General features: G+C 62.5%; 21 protein-coding genes. 7 read left to right on the top strand and 14 right to left on the bottom strand.

Features of this window, described 5'->3' with window-relative positions; all coding sequences use genetic code 11:
- Together aceE and PVW46_RS03585 are read left to right on the top strand one after the other, a co-directional pair.
- A partial coding sequence (gene aceE, locus PVW46_RS03590; RefSeq protein WP_274574703.1) for a pyruvate dehydrogenase (acetyl-transferring), homodimeric type occupies window positions 1-2,145 on the top strand: 2,145 nt, incomplete at its 5' end.
- Between the two features lie 11 nt (window positions 2,146-2,156).
- Entirely contained in the window at window positions 2,157-3,440 is a 1,284-nt protein-coding gene (locus PVW46_RS03585; RefSeq protein ID WP_274574701.1) for a 2-oxo acid dehydrogenase subunit E2, read from the top strand.
- 31 nt (window positions 3,441-3,471) lie between these two features.
- On the opposite strand, the gene PVW46_RS03580 is transcribed toward PVW46_RS03585, so the two are convergent.
- From PVW46_RS03580 to PVW46_RS03545, 8 genes are all read right to left on the bottom strand, one after another.
- Complete coding sequence (locus tag PVW46_RS03580; protein ID WP_274574698.1) at window positions 3,472-4,368, bottom strand: dihydrodipicolinate synthase family protein; 897 nt, start codon at window positions 4,366-4,368, stop codon at window positions 3,472-3,474.
- Between the two features lie 5 nt (window positions 4,369-4,373).
- Window positions 4,374-5,522: a galactonate dehydratase gene (gene dgoD / locus PVW46_RS03575; RefSeq protein WP_274574696.1), complete on the bottom strand. Its 1,149-nt coding sequence runs from the start codon at window positions 5,520-5,522 to the stop codon at window positions 4,374-4,376.
- 113 nt (window positions 5,523-5,635) lie between these two features.
- Window positions 5,636-6,694, bottom strand: a complete 1,059-nt coding sequence (locus PVW46_RS03570; protein ID WP_274574693.1) for an ABC transporter ATP-binding protein — start codon at window positions 6,692-6,694, stop codon at window positions 5,636-5,638.
- A gap of 4 nt (window positions 6,695-6,698) precedes the next feature.
- A complete protein-coding gene (locus PVW46_RS03565; RefSeq protein WP_052244657.1) occupies window positions 6,699-7,541 on the bottom strand; it encodes a carbohydrate ABC transporter permease in 843 nt (280 codons plus the stop codon).
- Complete coding sequence (locus PVW46_RS03560; RefSeq protein ID WP_223306257.1) at window positions 7,541-8,452, bottom strand: carbohydrate ABC transporter permease; 912 nt, start codon at window positions 8,450-8,452, stop codon at window positions 7,541-7,543. The genes PVW46_RS03565 and PVW46_RS03560 overlap by 1 nt, the downstream gene beginning before the upstream one ends.
- Before the next feature lie 17 nt (window positions 8,453-8,469).
- On the bottom strand, window positions 8,470-9,720 hold the full coding sequence (locus tag PVW46_RS03555; RefSeq protein WP_274574687.1) for an ABC transporter substrate-binding protein: 1,251 nt from the start codon (window positions 9,718-9,720) through the stop codon (window positions 8,470-8,472).
- Between the two features lie 54 nt (window positions 9,721-9,774).
- The gene (locus PVW46_RS03550; RefSeq protein ID WP_043144485.1) at window positions 9,775-10,923 is read right to left on the bottom strand and encodes an aminotransferase class I/II-fold pyridoxal phosphate-dependent enzyme; all 1,149 of its coding nucleotides are present in this window, start codon (window positions 10,921-10,923) and stop codon (window positions 9,775-9,777) included.
- A complete protein-coding gene (locus PVW46_RS03545; protein ID WP_052244658.1) occupies window positions 10,916-11,626 on the bottom strand; it encodes a FadR/GntR family transcriptional regulator in 711 nt (236 codons plus the stop codon). The genes PVW46_RS03550 and PVW46_RS03545 overlap by 8 nt, the downstream gene beginning before the upstream one ends.
- Before the next feature lie 450 nt (window positions 11,627-12,076).
- Between PVW46_RS03545 and PVW46_RS03540 the strand changes: the two genes are divergently transcribed.
- The 5 genes from PVW46_RS03540 to PVW46_RS03520 are packed head-to-tail and all read left to right on the top strand — an operon-like array spanning window position 12,077 to window position 15,646.
- Window positions 12,077-12,667, top strand: a complete 591-nt coding sequence (locus PVW46_RS03540) for a TetR/AcrR family transcriptional regulator (protein WP_274574683.1) — start codon at window positions 12,077-12,079, stop codon at window positions 12,665-12,667.
- Between the two features lie 8 nt (window positions 12,668-12,675).
- Window positions 12,676-13,446 carry an enoyl-CoA hydratase/isomerase family protein gene (locus PVW46_RS03535; protein WP_229754916.1) on the top strand — a complete coding sequence of 257 codons (771 nt, stop codon included), beginning with the start codon at window positions 12,676-12,678 and terminating at the stop codon, window positions 13,444-13,446.
- Window positions 13,439-14,929: a class I adenylate-forming enzyme family protein gene (locus PVW46_RS03530; RefSeq protein WP_274574681.1), complete on the top strand. Its 1,491-nt coding sequence runs from the start codon at window positions 13,439-13,441 to the stop codon at window positions 14,927-14,929. The genes PVW46_RS03535 and PVW46_RS03530 overlap by 8 nt, the downstream gene beginning before the upstream one ends.
- Window positions 14,922-15,275 carry a MaoC family dehydratase gene (locus PVW46_RS03525; protein WP_043144489.1) on the top strand — a complete coding sequence of 118 codons (354 nt, stop codon included), beginning with the start codon at window positions 14,922-14,924 and terminating at the stop codon, window positions 15,273-15,275. Before PVW46_RS03530 ends, PVW46_RS03525 begins: the two co-directional genes overlap by 8 nt.
- The gene (locus PVW46_RS03520; protein WP_274574679.1) at window positions 15,272-15,646 is read left to right on the top strand and encodes a hotdog family protein; all 375 of its coding nucleotides are present in this window, start codon (window positions 15,272-15,274) and stop codon (window positions 15,644-15,646) included. The genes PVW46_RS03525 and PVW46_RS03520 overlap by 4 nt, the downstream gene beginning before the upstream one ends.
- Here the strand turns inward: PVW46_RS03520 and PVW46_RS03515 are convergent.
- Genes PVW46_RS03515 through PVW46_RS03490 form a run of 6 tightly spaced genes read right to left on the bottom strand, consistent with a single transcriptional unit; the run spans window position 15,636 to window position 21,194 of the window.
- A complete protein-coding gene (locus tag PVW46_RS03515; protein ID WP_274574676.1) occupies window positions 15,636-16,397 on the bottom strand; it encodes an alpha/beta fold hydrolase in 762 nt (253 codons plus the stop codon). The genes PVW46_RS03520 and PVW46_RS03515 overlap by 11 nt on opposite strands.
- A gap of 2 nt (window positions 16,398-16,399) precedes the next feature.
- Window positions 16,400-17,452: a branched-chain amino acid ABC transporter permease gene (locus PVW46_RS03510; protein ID WP_043144491.1), complete on the bottom strand. Its 1,053-nt coding sequence runs from the start codon at window positions 17,450-17,452 to the stop codon at window positions 16,400-16,402.
- Window position 17,453: 1 nt separating this feature from the next.
- On the bottom strand, window positions 17,454-18,485 hold the full coding sequence (locus PVW46_RS03505; protein WP_274574673.1) for a branched-chain amino acid ABC transporter permease: 1,032 nt from the start codon (window positions 18,483-18,485) through the stop codon (window positions 17,454-17,456).
- Window positions 18,486-19,208: an ABC transporter ATP-binding protein gene (locus PVW46_RS03500; protein WP_274574671.1), complete on the bottom strand. Its 723-nt coding sequence runs from the start codon at window positions 19,206-19,208 to the stop codon at window positions 18,486-18,488. It abuts the gene before it with no gap.
- Window positions 19,201-19,965, bottom strand: coding sequence for an ABC transporter ATP-binding protein (locus tag PVW46_RS03495; protein ID WP_043144494.1), 765 nt, complete (start codon window positions 19,963-19,965; stop codon window positions 19,201-19,203). The genes PVW46_RS03500 and PVW46_RS03495 overlap by 8 nt, the downstream gene beginning before the upstream one ends.
- 56 nt (window positions 19,966-20,021) lie before the next feature.
- On the bottom strand, window positions 20,022-21,194 hold the full coding sequence (locus PVW46_RS03490) for a substrate-binding domain-containing protein (protein WP_274574661.1): 1,173 nt from the start codon (window positions 21,192-21,194) through the stop codon (window positions 20,022-20,024).
- Window positions 21,195-21,309: the final 115 nt, after the last annotated feature.

Genomic DNA, 21,309 nt, shown 5'->3' with positions numbered 1-21,309 from the left:
CCGGGCAAGGGCCTGTGTTCCTACCCGCACCCCTGGCTGATGGATGAGTTCTGGCAAATGCCGACGGGGTCGATGGGCATCGGGCCGATGTCGGCGATCTACCAGGCGCGGTTCATGCGCTATCTTCAGGCCCGCGGCCTTGCGGACACGCAGGACCGCCACGTCTGGGGCGTTTTTGGCGATGGCGAGATGGACGAGCCGGAATCCATCGGCGCGCTGACCCTCGCCGCCCGCGAAGGGCTCGACAACCTGACCTTTGTCGTCAACTGCAACCTGCAACGGCTGGACGGCCCGGTGCGCGGCAATGGGCAGATCATCCAGGAACTGGAATCCCTGTTCATCGGGGCCGGCTGGAACGTGATCAAGGTGCTCTGGGGGTCGGAGTGGGACAATCTCTTTGCCCGCGACACCGAAAGCGTCCTGTTGCGCCGCTTTGCCGAAACCGTGGACGGCGAATACCAGACCCTCGGCTCGCGCGATGGCGATTACAACCGGGCCAGGTTCTTTGACGCCGATCCGGCGACGGCGGCATTGGTGGCCCATATGTCGGATGACGAAATCCACCGCCTGAAGCGCGGCGGTCACGATCTCAAGAAACTGCACGCGGCCTTTGCCTCGGCCAAGGCCCACAAGGGGCGCCCGACCGTCATCCTGACCAAGACCAAGAAGGGCTATGGCATGGGCGGCGCCGGCGAATCCCGGATGATTGCCCACCAGGCGAAAAAGCTGGATATTGAGGCGCTCAAGGCCTTCCGCGACCGTTTCGACCTGCCGCTGTCGGACAAGTCGGTCGAAGCGCTGGAATTCTTCCATCCCGGTGACAACAGCCCCGAAGTCGCCTATCTCAAGGATCGCCGCACGACGCTTGGCGGATACCTGCCGCGGCGGCCAAGCCACGCGGATTCTCCCGCCCCGGCCCGCCCCGACCTGGCCGGCTTCGCGAAGTTCGCGACCGAGGCCGACGGCAAGGAAATGTCGACCACGATGGCGGCGGTCCGGATGATGAGCGGGCTGTTGCGCGACAAGCAGTTCGGCCCGCGCCTTGTTCCCATCGTCGCCGACGAGGCACGCACATTTGGCATGGACAATCTGTTCCGGCAGGTGGGGATCTACGCGCCGAACGGGCAGAAGTACGAGCCGGAAGACGCGGATTCGATGCTGTTCTACAAAGAAACGGCGGATGGCCAGCTTCTGGAGGAAGGGATCACAGAGGCAGGCGCCATCAGTTCATGGACTGCGGCGGCCACGGCTTATTCCACGCATGGCACCGAATTGCTGCCGATCTACATCTACTACTCGATGTTCGGCTTTCAGCGGGTCGGAGACCTGATCTGGGCCGCGGCCGACCAACGGGCGCGTGGCTTCCTGCTGGGGGCCACCGCCGGGCGGACCACCCTGTCGGGTGAAGGGCTACAGCACCAGGACGGGTCCAGTCACCTTGCCGCGGCAGCGATCCCAAACTGCCGCGCCTACGATCCATGTTACGCCTATGAACTGGCGGTGATCATGGATCACGGCATGACGCGAATGCTGGACGAGAAACGCGACGAGTTCTTCTACATCACCGTCATGAACGAGAACTACGCCCAGCCCAGCATGCCGCAAGGTGTCGAGGGCGACATCATCAAGGGCATGTACCGGCTGGGTGGCAATGACACCGACGGGCCGCGCGTGCGGCTGCTGGGGTCCGGCACGATCCTGCGCGAGGTCATTGCCGCCGCGGAAATCCTGCAAGGTTATGGCATCGGCTGCGATCTTTATTCGGTCACCTCCTTCAGCGAACTGGCACGTGATGGAGCCGAAGCTGAACGGCAGGGCCGGTTGGGCAATTCGGTACCTTCGCACGTGGAACGGATGATTGGCGGGGATGCGCCGGTCATCGCGGCCAGCGACTACGTGCGCGCGGTTCCGGCCCAGATTGCCCCCTATCTCGACACAAGGATGACGATCCTCGGGACGGACGGCTTCGGTCGCTCTGCCAACCGCGCCGCCCTGCGCCGTTTCTTCGAGGTGGATCGCCAACATGTCGCCCTTGCCGCCATCGAGGCATTGGTGCGCAAGGGCGACATCGAGGCCCCGGTGCTGTCGCAGGCCATAGGTGAACTGGGCATCGATCCAGCGGCCGATGCGCCCTGGCGGATGTGAGGGAGGGCCGGATGAGCAACACGGTCGAAATTCATGTCCCGGACATCGGCGATTTCAACGACGTCCCGGTTATCGAGATCCCGGTGGCCGCCGGCGACAGGGTTTCCGAGGATGATACGCTGATCGTTCTCGAGTCCGACAAGGCCACGCTGGACGTGCCCAGCCCGCAATCGGGTACAATCACCGAGTTGAAAGTTGCCGAGGGCGACAGGGTCAACAAGGGCAGCCTTGTCCTGTTGATGGAACTCGCCGCTCATCCGGATGCAGCGGCTCCTGTGGCAGAAACGCCACGCGCCGCGCCGGATGCGGAAACCGTGGAGCAGGCGCGCCCTGCGCCCGCATCCCGGCCGGAGGCTGACAGGCCGGAGCCAGCGGCGGGAACACCTGGGAAGCCCTCTCATGCCTCGCCCTCGGTCCGGAAACTGGCCCGCACGTTGGGCGTGGCCATCGACGAGATCCAGGGCACAGGGCTGAAGAACCGCATCACCCGCGAGGATGTAGAAGCCTACGTCAAGAAACACCTGACCGCGCCGCCGCCTACAGCGCCACAGGGGACAGCTCTGTTGGATCTGCCGGATTGGCCGAAGCCGGATTTCGCCGCCTTTGGACCGATCGAACGCGAACCCTTGTCCCGGATAGCCCGGATTTCAGGGCCCAGCCTGACCCGCAACGCGATACTGATCCCGCATGTTTGCAACTTCGACAAGGCCGATGTGAGTGATCTTGAGGGCTTCCGCAAACGGCTCAACAAGGAAGCCGGCCCGGACGATGCACGGATCACCATGCTGGCCTTTGCGGTCAAGGCTGCGGTCTCGGCGCTGAAAGCGCACCCGCGGTTCAATGCGTCGCTTGACGGTGACGAGATCGTGCTCAAACACTATTGGAACATCGGCGTCGCGGCGGACACGCCCGAGGGTCTGGTCGTGCCGGTCATCAAGGAGGCCGACCGAAAGGGCCTACGCGAGATCGCCGCCGAAATGGCCTCGCTCGCCAACAGCGCACGGCAAGGCAAGTTGAAACGCAACGCGATGCAGGGGGCGACCTTCACCATTTCCTCGCTGGGCGGGGTCGGTGGCACGGGATTCACGCCCATCATCAACGCGCCGGAAGTGGCCATCCTGGGCATGACACGCGCCGAAACCCAGCCAGTCTGGGACGGCTCTGCCTTCCAGCCGCGTTTGATCCAGCCCTTGAGCCTGAGTTGGGATCACCGGGTCGTGGATGGTGTCGCAGCGGCGCGGTTCCTGCGTCATGTCTCGGAGGTCATGAGCGACTTTCGCCGACTGTCAGTGTGACCGGAACTTGATGGCGGCGCCCCGGTCCGGTTTACTGCGACGGGGCGACCAGGCCTTGCAGATGCCGCGCCCATCTCTGCATCAGTTTCAGTCCCTGCGGGGAAGGCGGCAGGCAGGGCGCACGGTCGTGAATCGGCAGGCCCGCCGCGACACCGAAAACGCGTTTTCCATAGGTGATCAGGTGTTCGAGTGACTGCATCACGAAGGTGATTTCCGGCAGCATCGCGGCATAGAGTGTTTCCGCCGCCTCATGTTCACCCTTTTGCCATAGGTCGAACACGCGCGCCGCGACCGGCGCAATATCCGGGGCCAGCACAAAACCTTCGCAACCGTTACGCAGGTTGTCCGTCAGTTCCAGCCCGCCACGTCCGCCGAGCACATGGATACCTGCGCCAGCGGTCGCAATGATGTTCTGAACCCCCAGCGCGGCATCCTCGCTCTTGACGGCAACCACATTGGGACATCGCTGGCGCAACCGGGCGATGTCATCGCCGGACAGCGCCCGGCCCAGGTACTGGGGCGCGTTCTGCAGGGCCACCGGCAGATTCGTTTGTTCCGCGATCCGTGCAAAGAATTCCAGGTAGACATCCGCGCCGAAGTTTCCGCTCATCGGGGGTTGCAGGATCAGCCAATCGGCGCCCGCCTCTTGCGCCGCGCGGCAAAGCGTGACCTGTTCGGCCACCGAGTTGCCGGCAACGGTTACGGAATAGGGCACCCGCCCGCCAACTGCGCGCCCGACACTCTCGATCAGCGCCAGCCTCTCGGGAAGGGTCAGTTTCAGGACCTCTGTCGCAAGCCCCAGCACGGTGATCCCGTGACAGCCCTTGTCGATACAGTAATCCACCTGCGCGGCCATCGCGTCATGGTCCAGCGTTTCATCGGCCCGGAACAGCGCGAACAGGACCGCATGCACGCCCTGAAAGATCATCGGGTTCACCATTCTGCTATGGAACCGTCCGCATGGCGCCAGACCGGGGCCCGCCACCGATGCCCCTGGGCGGCGCGTTCGGTGATGACGTCCTCGTCGAGTCCAACACCAAGCCCCGGACCTTGCGGAATGGAAATGAACCCGTTTTCGACTTTGAACACCTCTTTGTCGGTGACGTAGTCGGTCAGGTCACCGCCCTGATTGTAGTGGATGCCAAGGCTCTGCTCCTGGATGAACGCACTGTGGCAGATCGCATCCACTTGCAGCGAGGCTGCCAAGGCAATGGGACCAAGCGGACAATGCGGGGCCAGGGCCACGTCATAGGCCTCGGCCATATGCCCGATGCGCACCATTTCCGAAATCCCGCCCACATGGGCGGTATCCGGATTGACCACGCTGGCCGCGCGGGTTTCGAAAACCCGCCTGAAATCATAACGCGAGTGCAGCCGTTCACCGATGACCAGCGGGATGGTTGTCGATCTGGCCAGATCCGCCATCCTGTCCACCTGCGCCGAAACAACCGCGTCTTCGACGAACATCGGGCGCAGCGGTTCCAGCTCTTTCAGCAGGATCTTGGCCATGGGGGCATGCACCCGGCCGTGGAAATCAAAGGCCAGGTCCATCTTTGTGCCCACAGCCTCGCGCAGGTCCGCCAGCCGTTTCACGATGCCGTCGATCCGGGCATAGCTGTCAACGATCTGAAGCTCGTCGCAGATGTTCATCTTGCAGGCGTCATAGCCCGCGTCCATCAGCGCCTTTGCCCCCTCGATCAGGTTGCGCGGGCGATCGCCGCCGATCCAGCAATAGGTGCGCACCCGGTTGCGTACCGGGCCACCCAACAGGGCATGGACCGGCGCGTCGTGGTATTTGCCCTTGATGTCCCAAAGCGCCATGTCGATGCCGGAGATGGCGCTCATCAGGACCGGGCCGCCACGGTAGCATCCGTTGCGGTAAAGCGATTGCCAGATATCTTCGATATGCAGCGGGTCGCGCCCGCAGAGGAAATCCGAAAGCTCCGCGATCTTGGCGGCAAGCGTTTCCGCGTGCCCTTCCAGGACGGGTTCACCCCAGCCGGTCAGTCCTTCGTCGGTTTCGATTTTCAGGAACAGCCAGCGCGGCGGAACGAGGTAGGTTGTCAGCTTGGTGATCTTCACGGTCCGGCCTCTTGTCATCCGGGGATTTGGGAATGTTCTGGCATAGGGTTCGCACGGCCTGATCAGGCCCTGCCCGCAGGCAGGGCCATTCACGCCGAACAGCGGATCCGAACCTAGTGTAGCGCCGGACCCTGGTGGATCGCGTCACCGTCCTGATCAAAGAAGTGCAACCTGCCTTCGGGAAAACGCAGCGGCAGGTTGTCTCCGGGTTTAAGCTCTGTATTGCCGTTTGTGCGCACGACAATGTCACCCGATCCCGGCACCCGGGCGTAGATGTTGGTGTCCGCCCCCAGGCGCTCGACGACGAGGGCCTCTGCGGTGACATTGGCCCGCTCCTGCGCGATTTCGATGTGCTCTGGCCGGATGCCCAGGTGACGGGCGTTGTCGGGGCCGCGAAGGCTTTGTCCGTCGCCCAGTGAGATCACTCCCTGCTCGGGAGAGACCTCCAGCACGTTCATGTTCGGCGAGCCGATGAACTGCGCCACAAAGAGGTTGGCCGGACGCTCGTAGAGTTCGAGCGGCGAGCCGACCTGCTGAATGTCGCCGCCGTTCAGGACAACGATCCGATCCGCAAGGGTCATGGCTTCGATCTGGTCATGGGTGACATAGACCATCGTTGCACCAAGACGCTGGTGCAAACGCGCGATTTCAAGCCGCATTTCGACCCGCAGCGCCGCGTCCAGATTGGACAGCGGTTCGTCGAAGAGGAACGCCTTGGGATCCCTGACGATCGCACGGCCCATAGCCACGCGTTGGCGTTGTCCCCCGGAGAGTTCCTTGGGCAGCCTTTCCAGCAGCTTGTTGAGGCCAAGCGTATTGGCCGCCGCCTCGATCGGACCTTGCCGCTTGGCGGCGGGTTCGCGACGGATTTCCATCGAGAACCCCATGTTCCGCGACACCGACATATGCGGGTAAAGCGCGTAACTCTGGAACACCATGGCGATATCCCGGTCACGGGGCGGGATGTCGTTCATGGACCGCCCCCCGATGCTGAATTCCCCGCCACTGATGGTTTCAAGACCGGCGATCATCCGCAGCAGGGTGGATTTCCCGCAGCCAGAAGGGCCCACCAGGACGACGAATTCGCCGTCCTCGATCTTGAGGTTGATATTGCGCAGGACCTCGACACGTCCATAGCTCTTGCGCACGGATTTGAGTTCCATTCCGGCCATGTACTTATCCTTTCACGGCGCCGCTTGTGAGGCCCTGAACAAGGTACCTTTGGATGAACAGGAAGAAGAGACAGGACGGGACAAGGGCCAGCACACCGGCCGCCATCATCTGCCCCCAATCGACGGAAAACTTGCTGACGAAGGTCAACAGCCCCACCGGGAAGGTCATGGAGTCGTTCGAGCTGATCAGCATCAAGGCGAACAGCAGTTCGGACCATGCCGCCGTAAAAACGAAACCCAATGTCGCGGCCAGCCCCGGAAGGGTCAGGGGCAGGACGACTTTCCGCAGGGCGGTGAACCGGGTGCAGCCGTCGATCATCGCCGCCTCTTCGAGATCCTTGGGAATCCCGTCAAAGAAACTTTGCATCAGGAATGTCGCGAAGGGGATGTTGAAGGCGACATAGACGACAATCAGGCTGGTCAGAGAGTTGAGCATCCCCAGCGACGCGACGATCTTGTAGATCGGTGCGATGATCATCAGCAAAGGGAACATCTGCGTCAGAAGCATCAGCGCGATGATCCAGCGCTTGCCGCGGAAGTGAAACCGCGAGAACGCATAGCCCGCCGCGGCCGCGATCAGCGCGGTGACCGCGGCCGTTGACAGTGACACGATCACCGAATTGCCGAAATAGCTCAGGAAATCCGAGGCGAGGATCACCGTCTTGAAGTTCTCGAGCGTGACCGAGGACGGAAAGAAAGCGGTGCCCTCGGAATAGATCAACTGGTCCGGGGTCAGGGCGATCTTCAGCAGCCAGTAGAGCGGGAACAGGGCAAAGCCGACATACCCCGCAACGGCGGCGTATTTTCCCACCGTGAGCAGCGTGTTGTTTTGTGGTCTTCTGGACATCAGAATTTCACCAGCTTGGCTCTTACGAAGAGCAGAACCGCCGCGTAGATGAAAAGAACGCCCAGCAGCGCCACCGCGATTGCAGAGGCATAGCCGAAGTCGAGCTTACGGAACGCGGTCGTGAAGATGTAGGTGGACAGGATCTGCGTGGAATCCGCGGGGCCGCCCCCGGTCATGACGTAGATCAGGTCGGCGAAATTGGCGATCCAGATGGCGCGCAGCATGACCGTGATCGCGATCATCGGCCCCAGGAAGGGCAGCGTGATCTTGGTGAAGCACTGCCACCGCGAGGCGCCGTCGATTTCGGCGGCTTCGTAGAGCTCTCCCGGAATGGATTGCAGTGCGGCCAGCAAAGTGATGGCAAAGAAGGGAATCCCGTACCAGACATTGGCCATGATCGGTCCCCAGATCGCCGTGTCCGGGTTCGACAGGATGTTATAGGGTTCGTCCAGCAGCCCGATGGCGGCCCACCAATGCGGCAGGGGTCCGATGACTGGGTTGAGCAGCCAGGACCAGGTCAGCGCGATAAGGAAGGTCGGCACCGCCCAGGGCAGAAAGACAACCGCCTGGACAAAACGCTTGCCGACAAGCGGACGCGACAACAGCAACGCAAGGCCCAACCCCAGTAGGAACTGCAGAGTCACCGAACCGAAGGTCCACCAGAAGGTGTTGTTCAGCGCGCGCCAGAATTTTCGGTCGTCCGCCAGGTCACGGAAGTTTTCCAGCCCGACAAATCCCGTGTCGAAAGGCTTGAGAAGGTTGATGGATTGCACCGAGTAGGCAATGCCGATCGCCAGCGGGATGAGCATGACGAAACAGATCAGCAGGATTGCCGGCGATGCATAGAGCCAAGGCTCGACCGCGTAGCGGAAGTAGGCCCGGCCAAATCGCGTCCGGGGTTCCCCGGACACGACGTTTTCTGGCGAAGTTATTGGTCGGCTTGCCATTTGCCGTACTCTTCGGTCAGGTACTCAGCCCATTCGTCCGCCATTTCCTCGACGGAAATCTGACCCAGCAGCGCCTGCTGCGAGGTTTCGAGAACCAGCGAGTCGGCAAAATAGCCAAAGCCTTCAAGGTAGGTCGGCATGCTCATCGGCTGCCATGCATCGCCGTTCAACTCGGTGAACCAGCCAGCGAACTGTTCGCTGCGGAAATGCGGATCCTGGTCGGCGCCCTTGTGGATCGGGATCACCCCGACTCGCTTGGCCCAGGCAATGTTCGATTCCGGGTTCGACAGGTGCCCGATCAGCGACCAGGCCTCGTCCTTGTGATCCGTGCTGTCGAAGGCGGCCCAGCCAGCATAACCGATGGTCGGGAAGGACAGGCCATCCGGGCCTTTCGGCATCGGCGCGACTGCGAAACGGTCACTTTCCATCCGCTGGGCAATCGCGATCAGCGCATCGGGATCCTGATCGAGGAAGGCGCAGGTGCCCGAGTAGAACCCGGCGACGATCTCGTTAAAGCCCCAGGAAACGGAGTCCCGCGGCGCCAGTCCGTCCTGGTAGAGGTCGACCAGGAATTGCAGCCCCGCAACCGCCTCGGGCGTGTTGAGCGTGCTTTTCCCGTCTTCGTCGAAATAATTCTGCGCGCCGCGCATTGTCATGGCCATCATCATCCAGCCGTTCAGGCCGCCGGGGCCACCGCGCAGGCAATAGCCGTATTTGCCGTCCTGTTCAGAGATCTTGGCCGAAATCTCGCGGAACTCTTCCAGCGTTGCGGGCGGGGCGTCATACCCTGCCTCTTTCAGCATCTCCTTGTTGTAGAACATGGCGCGCAGGTAGAAACCGTAAGGGATTTCCTTGAGCTTGCCGCCCTTTGTGGCCGACCCCATGTCGATGGTCGTCTGGGTCAGCGTATCGGCATGTTCCCAGGTCTCGAAGTGCGGACCAAGGTCCATCAGCCGGTCGGAATACAGCCCAAGCCAACGGTCGGGCATTTCGACAACGTCCGGAATATCGCCGCCGGCAACCATCGTGGCGAATTTCTCAAAGGCCTGGCCCCAGGGCAGGGACACGATTTCGACCGTGTGGCCGGTTTGCGCCTCCCATTCCGCGACCATGCTTTTCAGCGTTTCGGTTCTTTCCGGGCTGGTGATCACCTCGACCAGCTTCAGGTCGGCGGCATAGGCGCCGGACCCGATGATTGCCGCCAAAGCGGTACTTGCGACTAGTGTCTTCATAACTTTCCTCCCAGTTATTGATTGAATTGCTCGGCCATTTGTTTTCGGCCGGGTTCACGCGGTCGCCTTGTCCAGTGCGGATTTGAAATCCGACCAGAGCGCCTCGGCCTCCTCGAGGCCGAGAGACAGGCGAACCATCGTATCGGGGACGCCAAACCGTTTCAGGGAATTGGTCGCCCCTTCTTGTGCAAGGGCAACCGCCGCAGGCAGGACAAGGCTTTCGAACCCGCCCCAGCTGACGCCGAAGTGGAAAAGGGTCAGCTCATTTGCAAAGCGGCGGACGTCGACTTCCGGGGCGAATTCGATGGACATCAGCCCCGAACGCCCTTTCAGCCCGGGCACATCGTTCGGACCCGGCGAATTCACTGCCTTGATCTGCGGAAGAACACTCAGCCGGTCGACAAAGATATTCGCGGTCCGCTCGTGCTCGCGCATCCGCGCAGGCAACGTACGCAGCCCCCGGACCAGAAGCCAGGACTCCATCGGCGCCAGCTTCCCCCCCAACAGGGGCAAGGTCAGGTCGCGCAACATGCCGATGTACTTGGCGGACGAGATGACAACCCCGGCAACGGTGTCGGAATGCCCGCAAATGTATTTCGTTGCCGAATGCAGAACGATGTCGATCCCGAGGGTCAGGGGGTTCTGGAACACCGGGGTCGCCCAGGAATTGTCGATGACAGAAATGCAACCGTGCCGTTTCGCATGCGCTGCCACCTTCTGAAGATCGACCACCTCCATCATCATGGAATTGGGGCTTTCCAGGTAGACGACATCGACGCCGCGGAGCAGGTCCGGATCCGACTCGATCTCGGCGCCAGAGTGATAGCTGATCTCGATGCCGAAGGGGCGCAGCATCCGTTCCATCAATCGATAGGCGTCGGGATAGACATGGTCGATGCAGACCATCCGGTCGCCCGGTTTGAGCAACGCAAAGAGCGTCGAGGAAATCGCCGCCATCCCCGAGGCAAAACCAACCGCCGCCTCCCCCTGTTCAGCCTTGGCCATCATGGCCTCGAAACTGGCGACAGTGGGATTTTGCACCCGCGTATACAGGGCCCGGTCACTTTCACCTGCCATGCGCGCCTCGAAGGCTGTGAAATCGTCAAAGGTAAACAGCGACGTCTGGTATATCGGCGGCGTCACCGAGCCAAAGTCGCCGCCGTGCGGTCGCGAAAGTTGTGTCTTCAAGTCCTCGTCACGCATCCGCGCCGTCTCCGATGATCTTCTCCACGTCCCTGCCTGTCAGGTCCGTGATCTTGTGCATGAGTTCCGCTGCGCGGTCGGCGTCGCCGGCGCAGATGGCTTCGGCCATTTCGATGTGCAGGGGGATCGTATCCGTCCCGAGCATGGGCTCGCCGAGCGGCGCCTCGTAGACCGAGTGGAAAGCCCCCTGCAGCTGGTCGACCAACTGTTTATACAGGGGGTTTCCCGTTGCCTCGTGAATGGTCGCATGGAAGGCGTGATCGGCTTGCCGCCAGTCCTGTCCGCTGCGCCAGATGTCCATCAGCTTGTAGCAGCTCGTCATGATTTCGTGTCGTTGCCGGTCCGTCGCGCGCAGAGTCGCAAGTCGCACGGCGTCGGCCTCCAAGGGCCGCCTGACCTCAAGCATCCGCTGCAGGCTCTGCGCCTCCAGCGTGATCGCGATGGGCAGGTGCAGCGAACTGGTGGTTATCGGCGCCCGCAACACGGTTCCGGCACCCTTGTTCCGGGTCACGATCCCGAGGCTCTGCCAGGCCTGCAAGGCCTCGCGCACCGTCGAACGTCCGACCCCCAAGGCCTTTGCCAACTCCGTTTCAGGCGGGAGACGGTCGCCGACACCGATGCCGTTTTCCGCGATCATCTCGGCAATCCGATTGAGGACTTCGCGCGCCTTTCCGGTGCCGCTTCGTGTTGCATTCCTGATCATTCGCACAGCATTGAAACATTGTCTGAGCAAGTCAACATCTTTGTCTGACATAAGTGCCAAACTTACTCTGACAATGTTTGATCAAAGCCATAGGCGATTGAAAATCCGATTTTTTTTTGACTGCAAATTTCTTGCGTATGGGTCGCTCTGGTGGCCCTTTGTGCCCCAAATACGCGGACAAACGGGGCCTGCCTCCAGCAGCGATTCCCGCCGTGGGGCTGGATTGCTCCGCACAGAGAAGAGAGCACAAAGGCGCCGGGGCAAGGCAGGCGCTGTTCGCGTTGAGAACACGCAAGTGCTCGCCCATCGAGACACTCAAGGCGATTGCATGTGCCGTCCCCGCTCTCGTCCTGCCGAGATACAAGGCCACGGCCTTTGCCCCCGCGTTGCTTCGAGACGAGGGCAGGAAATTAGCTTGAAATTGAAACATGATTCAGTATTCATATTTCTATGAGAAGTGCATCCATACCGAAAACCAAGCGCGGGCAGGACCGACGGGCGAAGATTCTCGGAGCGGCGGAAATGGTCATGGGGGAACACGGGTTCTCTGCCGCTTCTATCGCCCAGATCACGCGTGCCGCAGATACCGCGCTTGGGACGTTCTACATTTACTTCCAGAGCAAGGAGGAAATCTTCCACGAGCTGGTCCTGGAAATGGGGCGCATCACGCGGTCGATCATGTCCCAAGCCATTGCGGGCGCACCGAACAGGCTTGAAGCAGAGCGGGCAGGCCTCAGGGCGTTCCTAATGTTCGTGCTGGAACGCCCCACGCTCTACCGCATCGTCGAAGAGGCGCGCTTTGTCGACCCGGTCGCCTACCGCGACTATTTCTCAGGTTTCGCAGAAGCCTATGCCGCGGGCCTGCGCTCGGCCGAAACCAGAGGAGAGATTTCCTCGGGCGACGCCGAAGTCCGCGCCTGGGCCCTGATGGGCTTGTCGAAAGCCCTTGGCGATCGCTATGTCCTTTGGGAAGAGACACCGGACATTGATCGTGTCGTGGACGAAGCCCATGCGCTGATCTGCAAGGGGCTTGCCCCGTGACAGGCTTGGTGCAGACCAGCGTAACCTGCCTTGCGTCCGGCGTGGACTGTTTTCAGATCGCGCTATCCGCGCCACGAGCCAACGCGCTTGAGCCCGATCTGCTGGCAGCACTCCACGCGGCCCTCGACAAACTGGAAACCTCCGGCGCCCGGACGGCTCTGCTGAGCGGCGGCAAAAATTTCTCGACCGGCGGCGACGTCGGCCGTTTCCTTGAAGCCGCAGAAAATAGCCAAGCAGTAGAGTATGCCCGCAAGGTGGTCCCTGCCCTTCAGTCGCTGGTCCTGCGGATGATCGGGATGCCGGTGATTTTCGGCTGCGCGGCACGGGGCGCCGTCACTGGCGGGGCGGCGGGCCTGCTCTGGGCGTCGGATCTCGTGATGCTGTCGGCGGATGCTTTTGTTCAGCCCTATTACGCAACCGTCGGCTTTGCCCCGGATGGCGGCTGGACCGCGCTTCTCCCCGAGTTCATCGGTTTGCCGGCAACGCGCCGGTGGCTGTTGGCGGATGCGCGTCGGGACGCAGGCGATCTGGTCGCCCTTGGGCTCGCGGACAGAGTCGATCAGGCGCCCGAGGACAAGGCCTTCCACGACCTCGCCAAGCTCGACCTGGACGTGGCGCTGGAAACCAAGGCCCTGCTTTGGGACGCGCGGCGCAAGACCGCCGTGCAGGACCGGCTGGAGGCGGAGACCGAGGCATTCCTGCGCAGGATCGCGGCGACGGATACACACACCAAGATGGCAAGGTTTCTCGGCAGGCAGGAGGTGACGCCGAATGTTTGATACAGTGCCCGACATGGCCTTCAAACGGGCCGAGCTTGCTCCGGACGCTATCGCGTTCCGGGACAGCACATCCGCAAGGGACTGGACATTTGCAGAGGTCAACCGTGCCGCGGATGGCATTGCGGAGGCTCTTCTCGCCGCAGGCCATGCCGAGGGCGACCGGATTGCCATCCTGTGTCACAACCGGGTCGAGTTCTTTCTGACCCTCTTTGCCTGCCAGAAGACCGGGCTCATCATGTGCCCCCTCAACTGGCGACAGCCTGCGGCGGAACTGGCAGGTGCCCTCGCACCCGTAGGCGCGCAGGCGATCCTGTTTGATGCAGGCCACGCCGAGACGGCACAAGAGCTTGCTTCGCAACTCTCGCTGACGGCCTATTCCATCGAGCGCGACCTCCCCCGGTGGACAAACAGCCCCTCCCGGCGGTTTCACGCGCCTGTCCCGGCGCCACGGCCCTGGTACCTCTTGTTCACCTCCGGGACGACGGGTCTGCCCAAGGCGGTGATCCAGACCGCGCGCATGGCTTGGGTCAATGCGATCAACATTGGTCAGGCGATCGGGCTGACGGGGGGTGACAGGTCGGTGAACTTTCTGCCGCTGTTCCACACGGCGGGTATCAACCTTTACACGCTGCCGGTGTTTCTCAATGGCGGCGTTTCGACGATCCTGCCGAAATTCGAACCGGAAACGCTCTTGCAACTCATCCGGCGTGGCGAAATCACCCAGTTCTTTGGCGTACCCGCGATCTACCAGGCGTTTTCCCTCATGCCCGACATAGACACGGTCGACTGGACCGCGTTGCGCTGCGGCTGCGGCGGCGCACCCTTGTCGGAACCGTTGATCCGCTTTTTCGCGGACAGGGGCCTGAATGTACTTAACGGTATGGGAATGACAGAGACCGGCCCGACCGTCTTCCTTATGGACGAGCATCACGCCAGCAAAAAGATCGGCTCTGTCGGCAAGGCCCAGGTGATGACGGATGTCCGGCTGGACGGTGTCCCCCAGGGCGAGGCGGGCACAGGCGAACTCCAGCTTCGGGGGCCGGGCATCACGCCCGGCTATTTCCGCAATCCAGAGGCGACGGAAAAAACCTTTACGCCGGACGGCTGGCTGGCCAGTGGCGACATCGCCCGGCGCGATGCCGATGGCTATTACTACATCGTCGACCGTATCAAGGATATGTATATCTCCGGCGGTGAAAACGTCTATCCGGCCGAGGTCGAACGCGTGCTCAACGAACACCCTGCCATCCAGGAAAGCGCGGTAATCGGCGTATCGGACCAGAAATGGGGTGAAGTCGGCGCCGCCTTCGTCCTCTTGCGTCCCGGTCATCAACTGGATCCCGACACCCTGCGGCCCTGGGCCCGCGAACGGCTGGCCGGATACAAGGTGCCGGCCTCGGTCCATGTCGTTGACGACTTCCCGCGCACGGCGGCTGGCAAGGTGCGCAAACCCGACCTCAAGAGGATGTTTCAGGATGCTTGACCTCACTGCGACATGGACGCCGACCCAAGCCGAGTTCAATGCCTTCGCAAAGGTCTCGGGGGATGACAATGCAATCCATGTGGACGAGGCGTTTTCGGCCCGCACGGCCTTTGGCCGCACCGTCAGCCACGGCATGCTGATCTATGCCAAGTTCTGGGGTCTGCTCAAACAGCACCGGCCCGAGGCGCGGCAGGTGACACAGTCCATGATGTTTCCCAACCCCGCCTTCGCGGGCGAAGAGATTACCCTGAACATCCGTGAAACCACGCCGGGGCAGCTTTCCCTGCGCGCGATCCGCGCGGAGGATGGTGCCGAGGTTCTGATCGGCGAAACGGAGATCGCATGATGGAAACCGGACAAAAAGCCACCATAACCCGCAGCTATTCCCAGGCCGACCTCACGGCCTTTTCCGGGCTCTCCGGGGCCACGGCGGATACCCATGTGCCCGAACCCCTGATCGCGGCGCTGTTTTCCTATCTCCTGGGCGTTGAACTGCCGGGGTCGGGGACGAACTATCTGAAGCAGGACCTCAGGTTCGCCTCCCCTGCCCCGCTCGACACCGCGCTGACCGCGACGGTCGAAATCACGCGACTGCGCCCCGAAAAGCACCTCGTCGATCTCTGGGCGACATGCGTCACGCCGGACGGGACGCTGGTCTGCGAGGGCCGTTCGCTCGTCAAGGCAAAGGATGTGGCCAAAAGCCCGCTCAGTCCGTAACCGCGCGCGCGAAATGCGCAATCGTATCTGCGAAGGCTTCGGGTTCTTCGAGATGCGGCGAGTGCCCGGACTGGCGAAAGACGTGCCGCCGCGCCTGCGGGGCGTGGGCGCAGAGCCAGGCCGCGGCCCCTTCTGCGTAGACCCGGCTCTGCGCACCGGAACACACCAGATAGGGCACGTCGATCAACGGGATGACCGCGCGTTCGTCAAAGGCCAGCAGATCATCCCAGAGCGCGCGCATCTTGTCGGGGTCATGGGATGCGATCAACGCCTGCGCCTTTTGCCGCGACAATCCCGTGGCGCCTGCGCGCGAGGCGAACATGGTCGCGGCAATGCCATGCGTCACGCCTTCCCAATCGCTGTCGAAGCGCAGCCGCGCAGCGGCCACGCTATCCTGCGTTTCCCCCCGCAACCCATGCGGCCAATCCGGCGCGGGCATGACCCTCGGGCTCATGTCGACGGTGACGAGCCCCGAAATTCCCGCAGACCCGTGCTGTGCGATATACCTCCAGGCGGTTGCCGCGCCCATCGACCAACCGATGATAACGGGCCGCTCTGCCCCGCAGGACGCAATGCAATCGGCCAGCACCCCTGCACAGCTGTCGATATCGGGCGGCAGATGCGCGGCTTTGCCGTGTCCGGGCAGATCCGGTGCGAAACAAGCGAACTCGGGCGAGAGGCGCCCGACGATACCGTCGAACACCGCTCCCCGCATGGTCCAGCCGTGGAGAAAGATCAGGGGGTGCCGCACGCTCAGCGCCCGGCCCTCAACCGCCCCACGATTCCCGTCGGAAAGAAATAGACGCTCAGGACAAAGAGCACACCGAGCCAGAGCAGCCAGCGGTCAGGATCGAGGAGTTGCGACAAAAGCGGGATCGCGGTGGTCGCCTCCGAGGCGCTGCCCATGAGCGTTTGCAGGTAGTTCTGCGCCAGGACAAAAATCGTCGCCCCGATCACCGCGCCATACATCGTGCCCATGCCGCCGATCACCACCATCAGGAGGATGTCGAGCATGATCTCGAAGGACAGCGTGGTATCCGGCCCGACATAGCGCAGCCAGATCGCGAACAGGCTGCCCGCCAGCGCCGCGACGGCTGCCGACAGGCAGGTGGCCAGCGTCCGGTAGGCCACGACCCTGTAGCCGATGGCCTCGGCCCGGAAATCATTTTCGCGGATGGCTTGCAGGACGCGCCCAAAGGGCGAATTCACGATGCGCAGCAAGAGCAGGAACAGCGCGAGTGAGCCGAAAAACACCAGGTAGTAGTTCAGCGTTTTCCCGGACACCCTGACGCCGAAAATCTCTCCCAGCCGGAACGCTGGCGTCAGTTCCCGCGGGACCTTGTAGTTCAGCCCGTCCTCGCCGCCCGTGAGCCCCGAGAACTGCGAGACCAGCACCGCAACTGCCGAGGCCACGGCCAGCGTGATCATGGCAAAGAAGATCGCCCGCACCCGCAACGAGAACAGCCCGATCAGCAGCGCGACCACCGCGGACGCGATGGCACCAAGGCCCGCGCCGACGACCAGCGCATCGAACCCGCGCCCCATGTGGACAGAGGCCAGCGCAACCCCGTAGGCGCCGAGGCCAAAGAACATCGTATGCGCAAAACTGACGATACCCGAGTAGCCAAGCAACAGGTCGTAACTGGCGACAAGCACGATGAAGATGCAGATCCGCGCCGCCGTCTCGAGCGAGCGCACCCCCGGAAAGAGGAACGGGGCAAGCGCCAAGGCCACGAGGATCACCAGCAGAATGACAGTCAGGAGAGCGGAACGCGGCTTGTCGCCGGAGAGGAGATTGACGAGCATCTTATTTGGCCTTCACGACGGGCAGCATGCCTTGCGGCCGCCACAGCAGGATTGCGGTCATCAGGGCGATGTTGGACACAAGCGCCAGCTTGGGTTCGAGAAAGGCCACGTAGTTCTGCAGCAACCCGACAAGCAATGCGCCAATGAAGGCGCCTTCGACAGAACCTAGCCCCCCGATGATGACCACGATGAAGACGAGGATCATCATTTCTTCGCCCATGCCGGCTGTGATGACTTCCTGGTACAGCCCCCACATCACGCCACCGAGACCCGCAAGCGCCGACCCCGCGATGAAGACCCCGATAAAGACCATGCGCAGGCGATAGCCGAGCGCCTCGACCATCTCGCCGTTCTCGACACCTGCGCGCACGATCAGGCCGATCTTGGTCCGGCGCAGAACCATGCGCATCGCAACGAACAGCGCGATCCCCACAACCACCGCAAGCAGCCGGTACTTCTCGACAGCGGCGCCGCCGAAGGTCACGGCGCCCTTGAGCGTCTCGGGGCGCGTAAGGAAAATCTCCTCGGGGCCCCAGACCACGTGAATGAGTTGTTCGATGACGATCAGCCCGCCGACCGTGATCAGGATCTGCTTGAGGTGCGCGCCGTAGACAGGGCGCACGATGATCCGTTCAAAGCCCCAGCCCAGAACGCCGGTGACAGCCATCGCGGCGATCACCGCAAGCAGGACAGCCCCCATGTTGAGCGCCAGCGACGGCGCCTCGGTCCAGCCGCCAAGGGTCATCAGGACAGAAATGCCGACAAAGGCCCCGACCGAGATAAACGCCCCGTGGCCGAAGTTGATGACATCCATCAATCCAAAGACCAGCGTCAGCCCCGAGGCCATGATAAAGATCATCGTCCCCATCGCGAGGCCGGACACCGTCAGCGTGAGCCAGGAACTTGGCGCGCCGATCGCGACAAAGCCCAGGACCACGAGAACCGGGATGAGCAGGAAGGGCGCCGCCGTGCCGATGCGTTCGGACAGCGTGACATCCGCGAAAGTGGGTTTGTGTTCCGGTGCCGACGACATTCAGTGCGCCTCCATGCTCAGGCCCATCAGGCGCTCCTGCAGTTCGGCATCACCCGCAAGCTCGGCCATTGCGCCGGTCCAGACGATGCGCCCGTCTTCCATGACGGCGGCGGTGTCGCCAAGCGCCTTGGCCACGGCAAAATTCTGTTCGACCAACAGGATCGACGCCCCCTGGCGTTTCAACTCGCGCAGCGCCCCGGCCATGGTCGAAATGATCGCCGGGGCCAGGCCCTTGGTCGGCTCGTCGATCAGGTAGAGGCTGCGCTCTTCGGCCATGGCGCGGGCAATGGACAGCATCTGTTTCTGCCCGCCGGACAGGTTGCCGGCCTCCGAGTGCCAGAAAGTCCGGAGCGGCGGAAAGACGGTGAACAGCCAGTCCCGCCGTTGCGGGTCCAGCGGGCCGGAGGCCGCGGCAAGGGTCATGTTTTCCTCGACGGTCAGATCCGCAAAGATGCCCATGTCCTCGGGCACGAAACCGATGCCCGCACGTGCCCGCGCAGGCACCGGCAGCGATGTGATTTCGTCGCCGTTGTAGGTGATCGTGCCGGATTTCGCCTTCCAATGGCCGATGATCGTGCGCAGGGTCGTGGTCTTGCCGACCCCGTTGCGCCCCAAGAGCATGGTCACGCCGCCGCGCGGCACGTCGAGGTCGACGCCCTGAAGGATATGGTATTGCGCGATATCCGTATGCACGTCGCGCAGGCTCAGAACCGGATCAGACATCTTCGAGTTCCCGTCCCATATAGGCTTCCTGCACGATGTCCGAGGCCATCACCTCGGCGGGTGGTCCGTCCGCCACAAGCGCACCGTTGTGCAGCACGATGATCCGGTCCGCGAGAGAACGGATCACGTCCATCTTGTGTTCGACCAGCAGGATGGTGCGTTCGCGGTCGGCCTTGAGTTCGGCGATCAGGTCCAGAACCACGGGCGCCTCGTCGACACTCATCCCCGCCGTCGGTTCGTCGAACATATAAACCATCGGATCCAGCGCGATCAGCAGCGCCACTTCCAGCTTGCGCTGGTTGCCGTGGCTCAGCTCGGCCACCGTGTTGTGCCGCAGCGTGTCGAGCCGAACGCGTTCCAGTACGGCCAGCGCGGCAGTTGTCATCTCGGTATGGCTGTCGGCCATCGAGAACAGGCTGAACCCCTTTTGCCGATGCGCCTGGATGACAAGGCGCACATTTTCCAGCACGCTCAGGTTCGGGAACAGGTTGGTCAGCTGGAACGCCCGGCCCAGCCCCCTGCGGCAGCGCTGCGCGACGCCCAGCCCGGTAATATCCTCCCCCAACAGCTTGACGCGGCCGGCGCTGGCCGGGATCTGGCCAGAGATGAGGTTGAAATAGGTCGTTTTGCCGGCGCCGTTCGGTCCGACGATCGCGGTCAGCTCACCGGCGCGGAACGAGCAGGAGATGCCGTCGACCGCGACGTGACCGCCAAAGCGAACCGTCAGGCCGTCCGTTTCCAGAAGGGTCTGTGTCATGAAAGAACCAGAGTCTTGGTGGAGAGCAAGGGGCGGGGAATACCCGCCCCACCCGGTCAGTTGCGGATCGGGATGTCCATTTCATCGATGCCGATTTCGCGCACAAGAACCGGCACGCCATAGTCCTTGCCCTCCTGCACTTCGGTGCGGAAGTGATACATGACCTGCAAGGCCTGGTGGTCCTCGGCGCGGAACCGCATCGGGCCCTTGGGCGAGGCCCATTCCAGGCCCTCCATCGCGTCGATCAGCGCCTCGGTGTCCTCTGCGCCACCCGCGGCCTTGATCGCCTCGACAACCGCGATACCGGCGGACATCCCGCCCGCGGTAAAGAAGTCCGGCGGCGTGCCAAAGCGTTTCATGTGCTCTTCGACAAGCCAGTCGTTCACCGGGTTCTTCGGGATTTCGTAATAGTAGTAGGTCGCCCCTTCCATGCCCGGCAGTTCCTTGTAGGCCGTCAGCGCCGCAAGGATGTTGCCGCCGGTCGCGATCTCGAGGCCAAAGCGGGACGGGTCCATCGCGTTGATCTTGCCCATCGGATTGCCGCCTCCGGCCCAGATGATGAAGAGCTTCTTTTCACCTTCGACATCGGCCATGTTCTGGAAAATCCGCTCTGCGGCAGCGGTGAAATCCGTCGTGTCGGTCGGGACATATTCCTCGTAGGCGACAACCGCGCCGGTCTTCTCGATCGCCTCCTTGAAGGCGGCCACGCCATCGCGGCCAAAGGCATAATCCTGTGCCAGCGTCGCCACGGTCACATCCTTGCCGCCAAGCGCAACCGCATTGGCGATCGCATCCTGGGACGAATTTCGCCCGGTGCGGAAGATATAGCGGTTCCAGTTCTCCCCGGTGATCGAATCCGCAACGGCGGGCTCCACGATCAGGACGCGTTCGTATTCCTCGGCGACCGGAAGCATCGCCAGCGCAACACCCGATGACACCGGGCCGACCGCGATATGCGCATCGTCATCCCCATAGGCTTCGGCCAGCAGGGCCTTGCCCAGGTCCGGCTTCAGCTGCGTGTCCTTTTCGATCACGACAATCGGCTCGCCGTCGATCTCCATCGTTCCGCCGGTCGCATAGGCCAGCCCCATCATGAGACCGTCATGGGACTGCTTGGCATAGGCTTCGAACGGGCCTGTCTTGCCATAGACATGGGCTATTCGGATCTCCGCCGAGAGCGGCGCGGCCATGGCCATGATCGCCAGGGCCGAAAATACGCTACGTAACATTGCTGGGGTTCCTCCCGTTAGACTCCTCCGCCGAAAAATATGAAACATGAATCATTATTCACGTCAAGAGAGACGACCGGACCCGGTGGAGTAGCCCCCTGAAAGTGGTCCACCA

Origin of the sequence: Mameliella sp. AT18, assembly GCF_028807275.1 — a bacterium.
Lineage (GTDB): Bacteria > Pseudomonadota > Alphaproteobacteria > Rhodobacterales > Rhodobacteraceae > Antarctobacter > Antarctobacter albus.
This window is presented reverse-complemented; position numbering and strand designations above follow the sequence as displayed.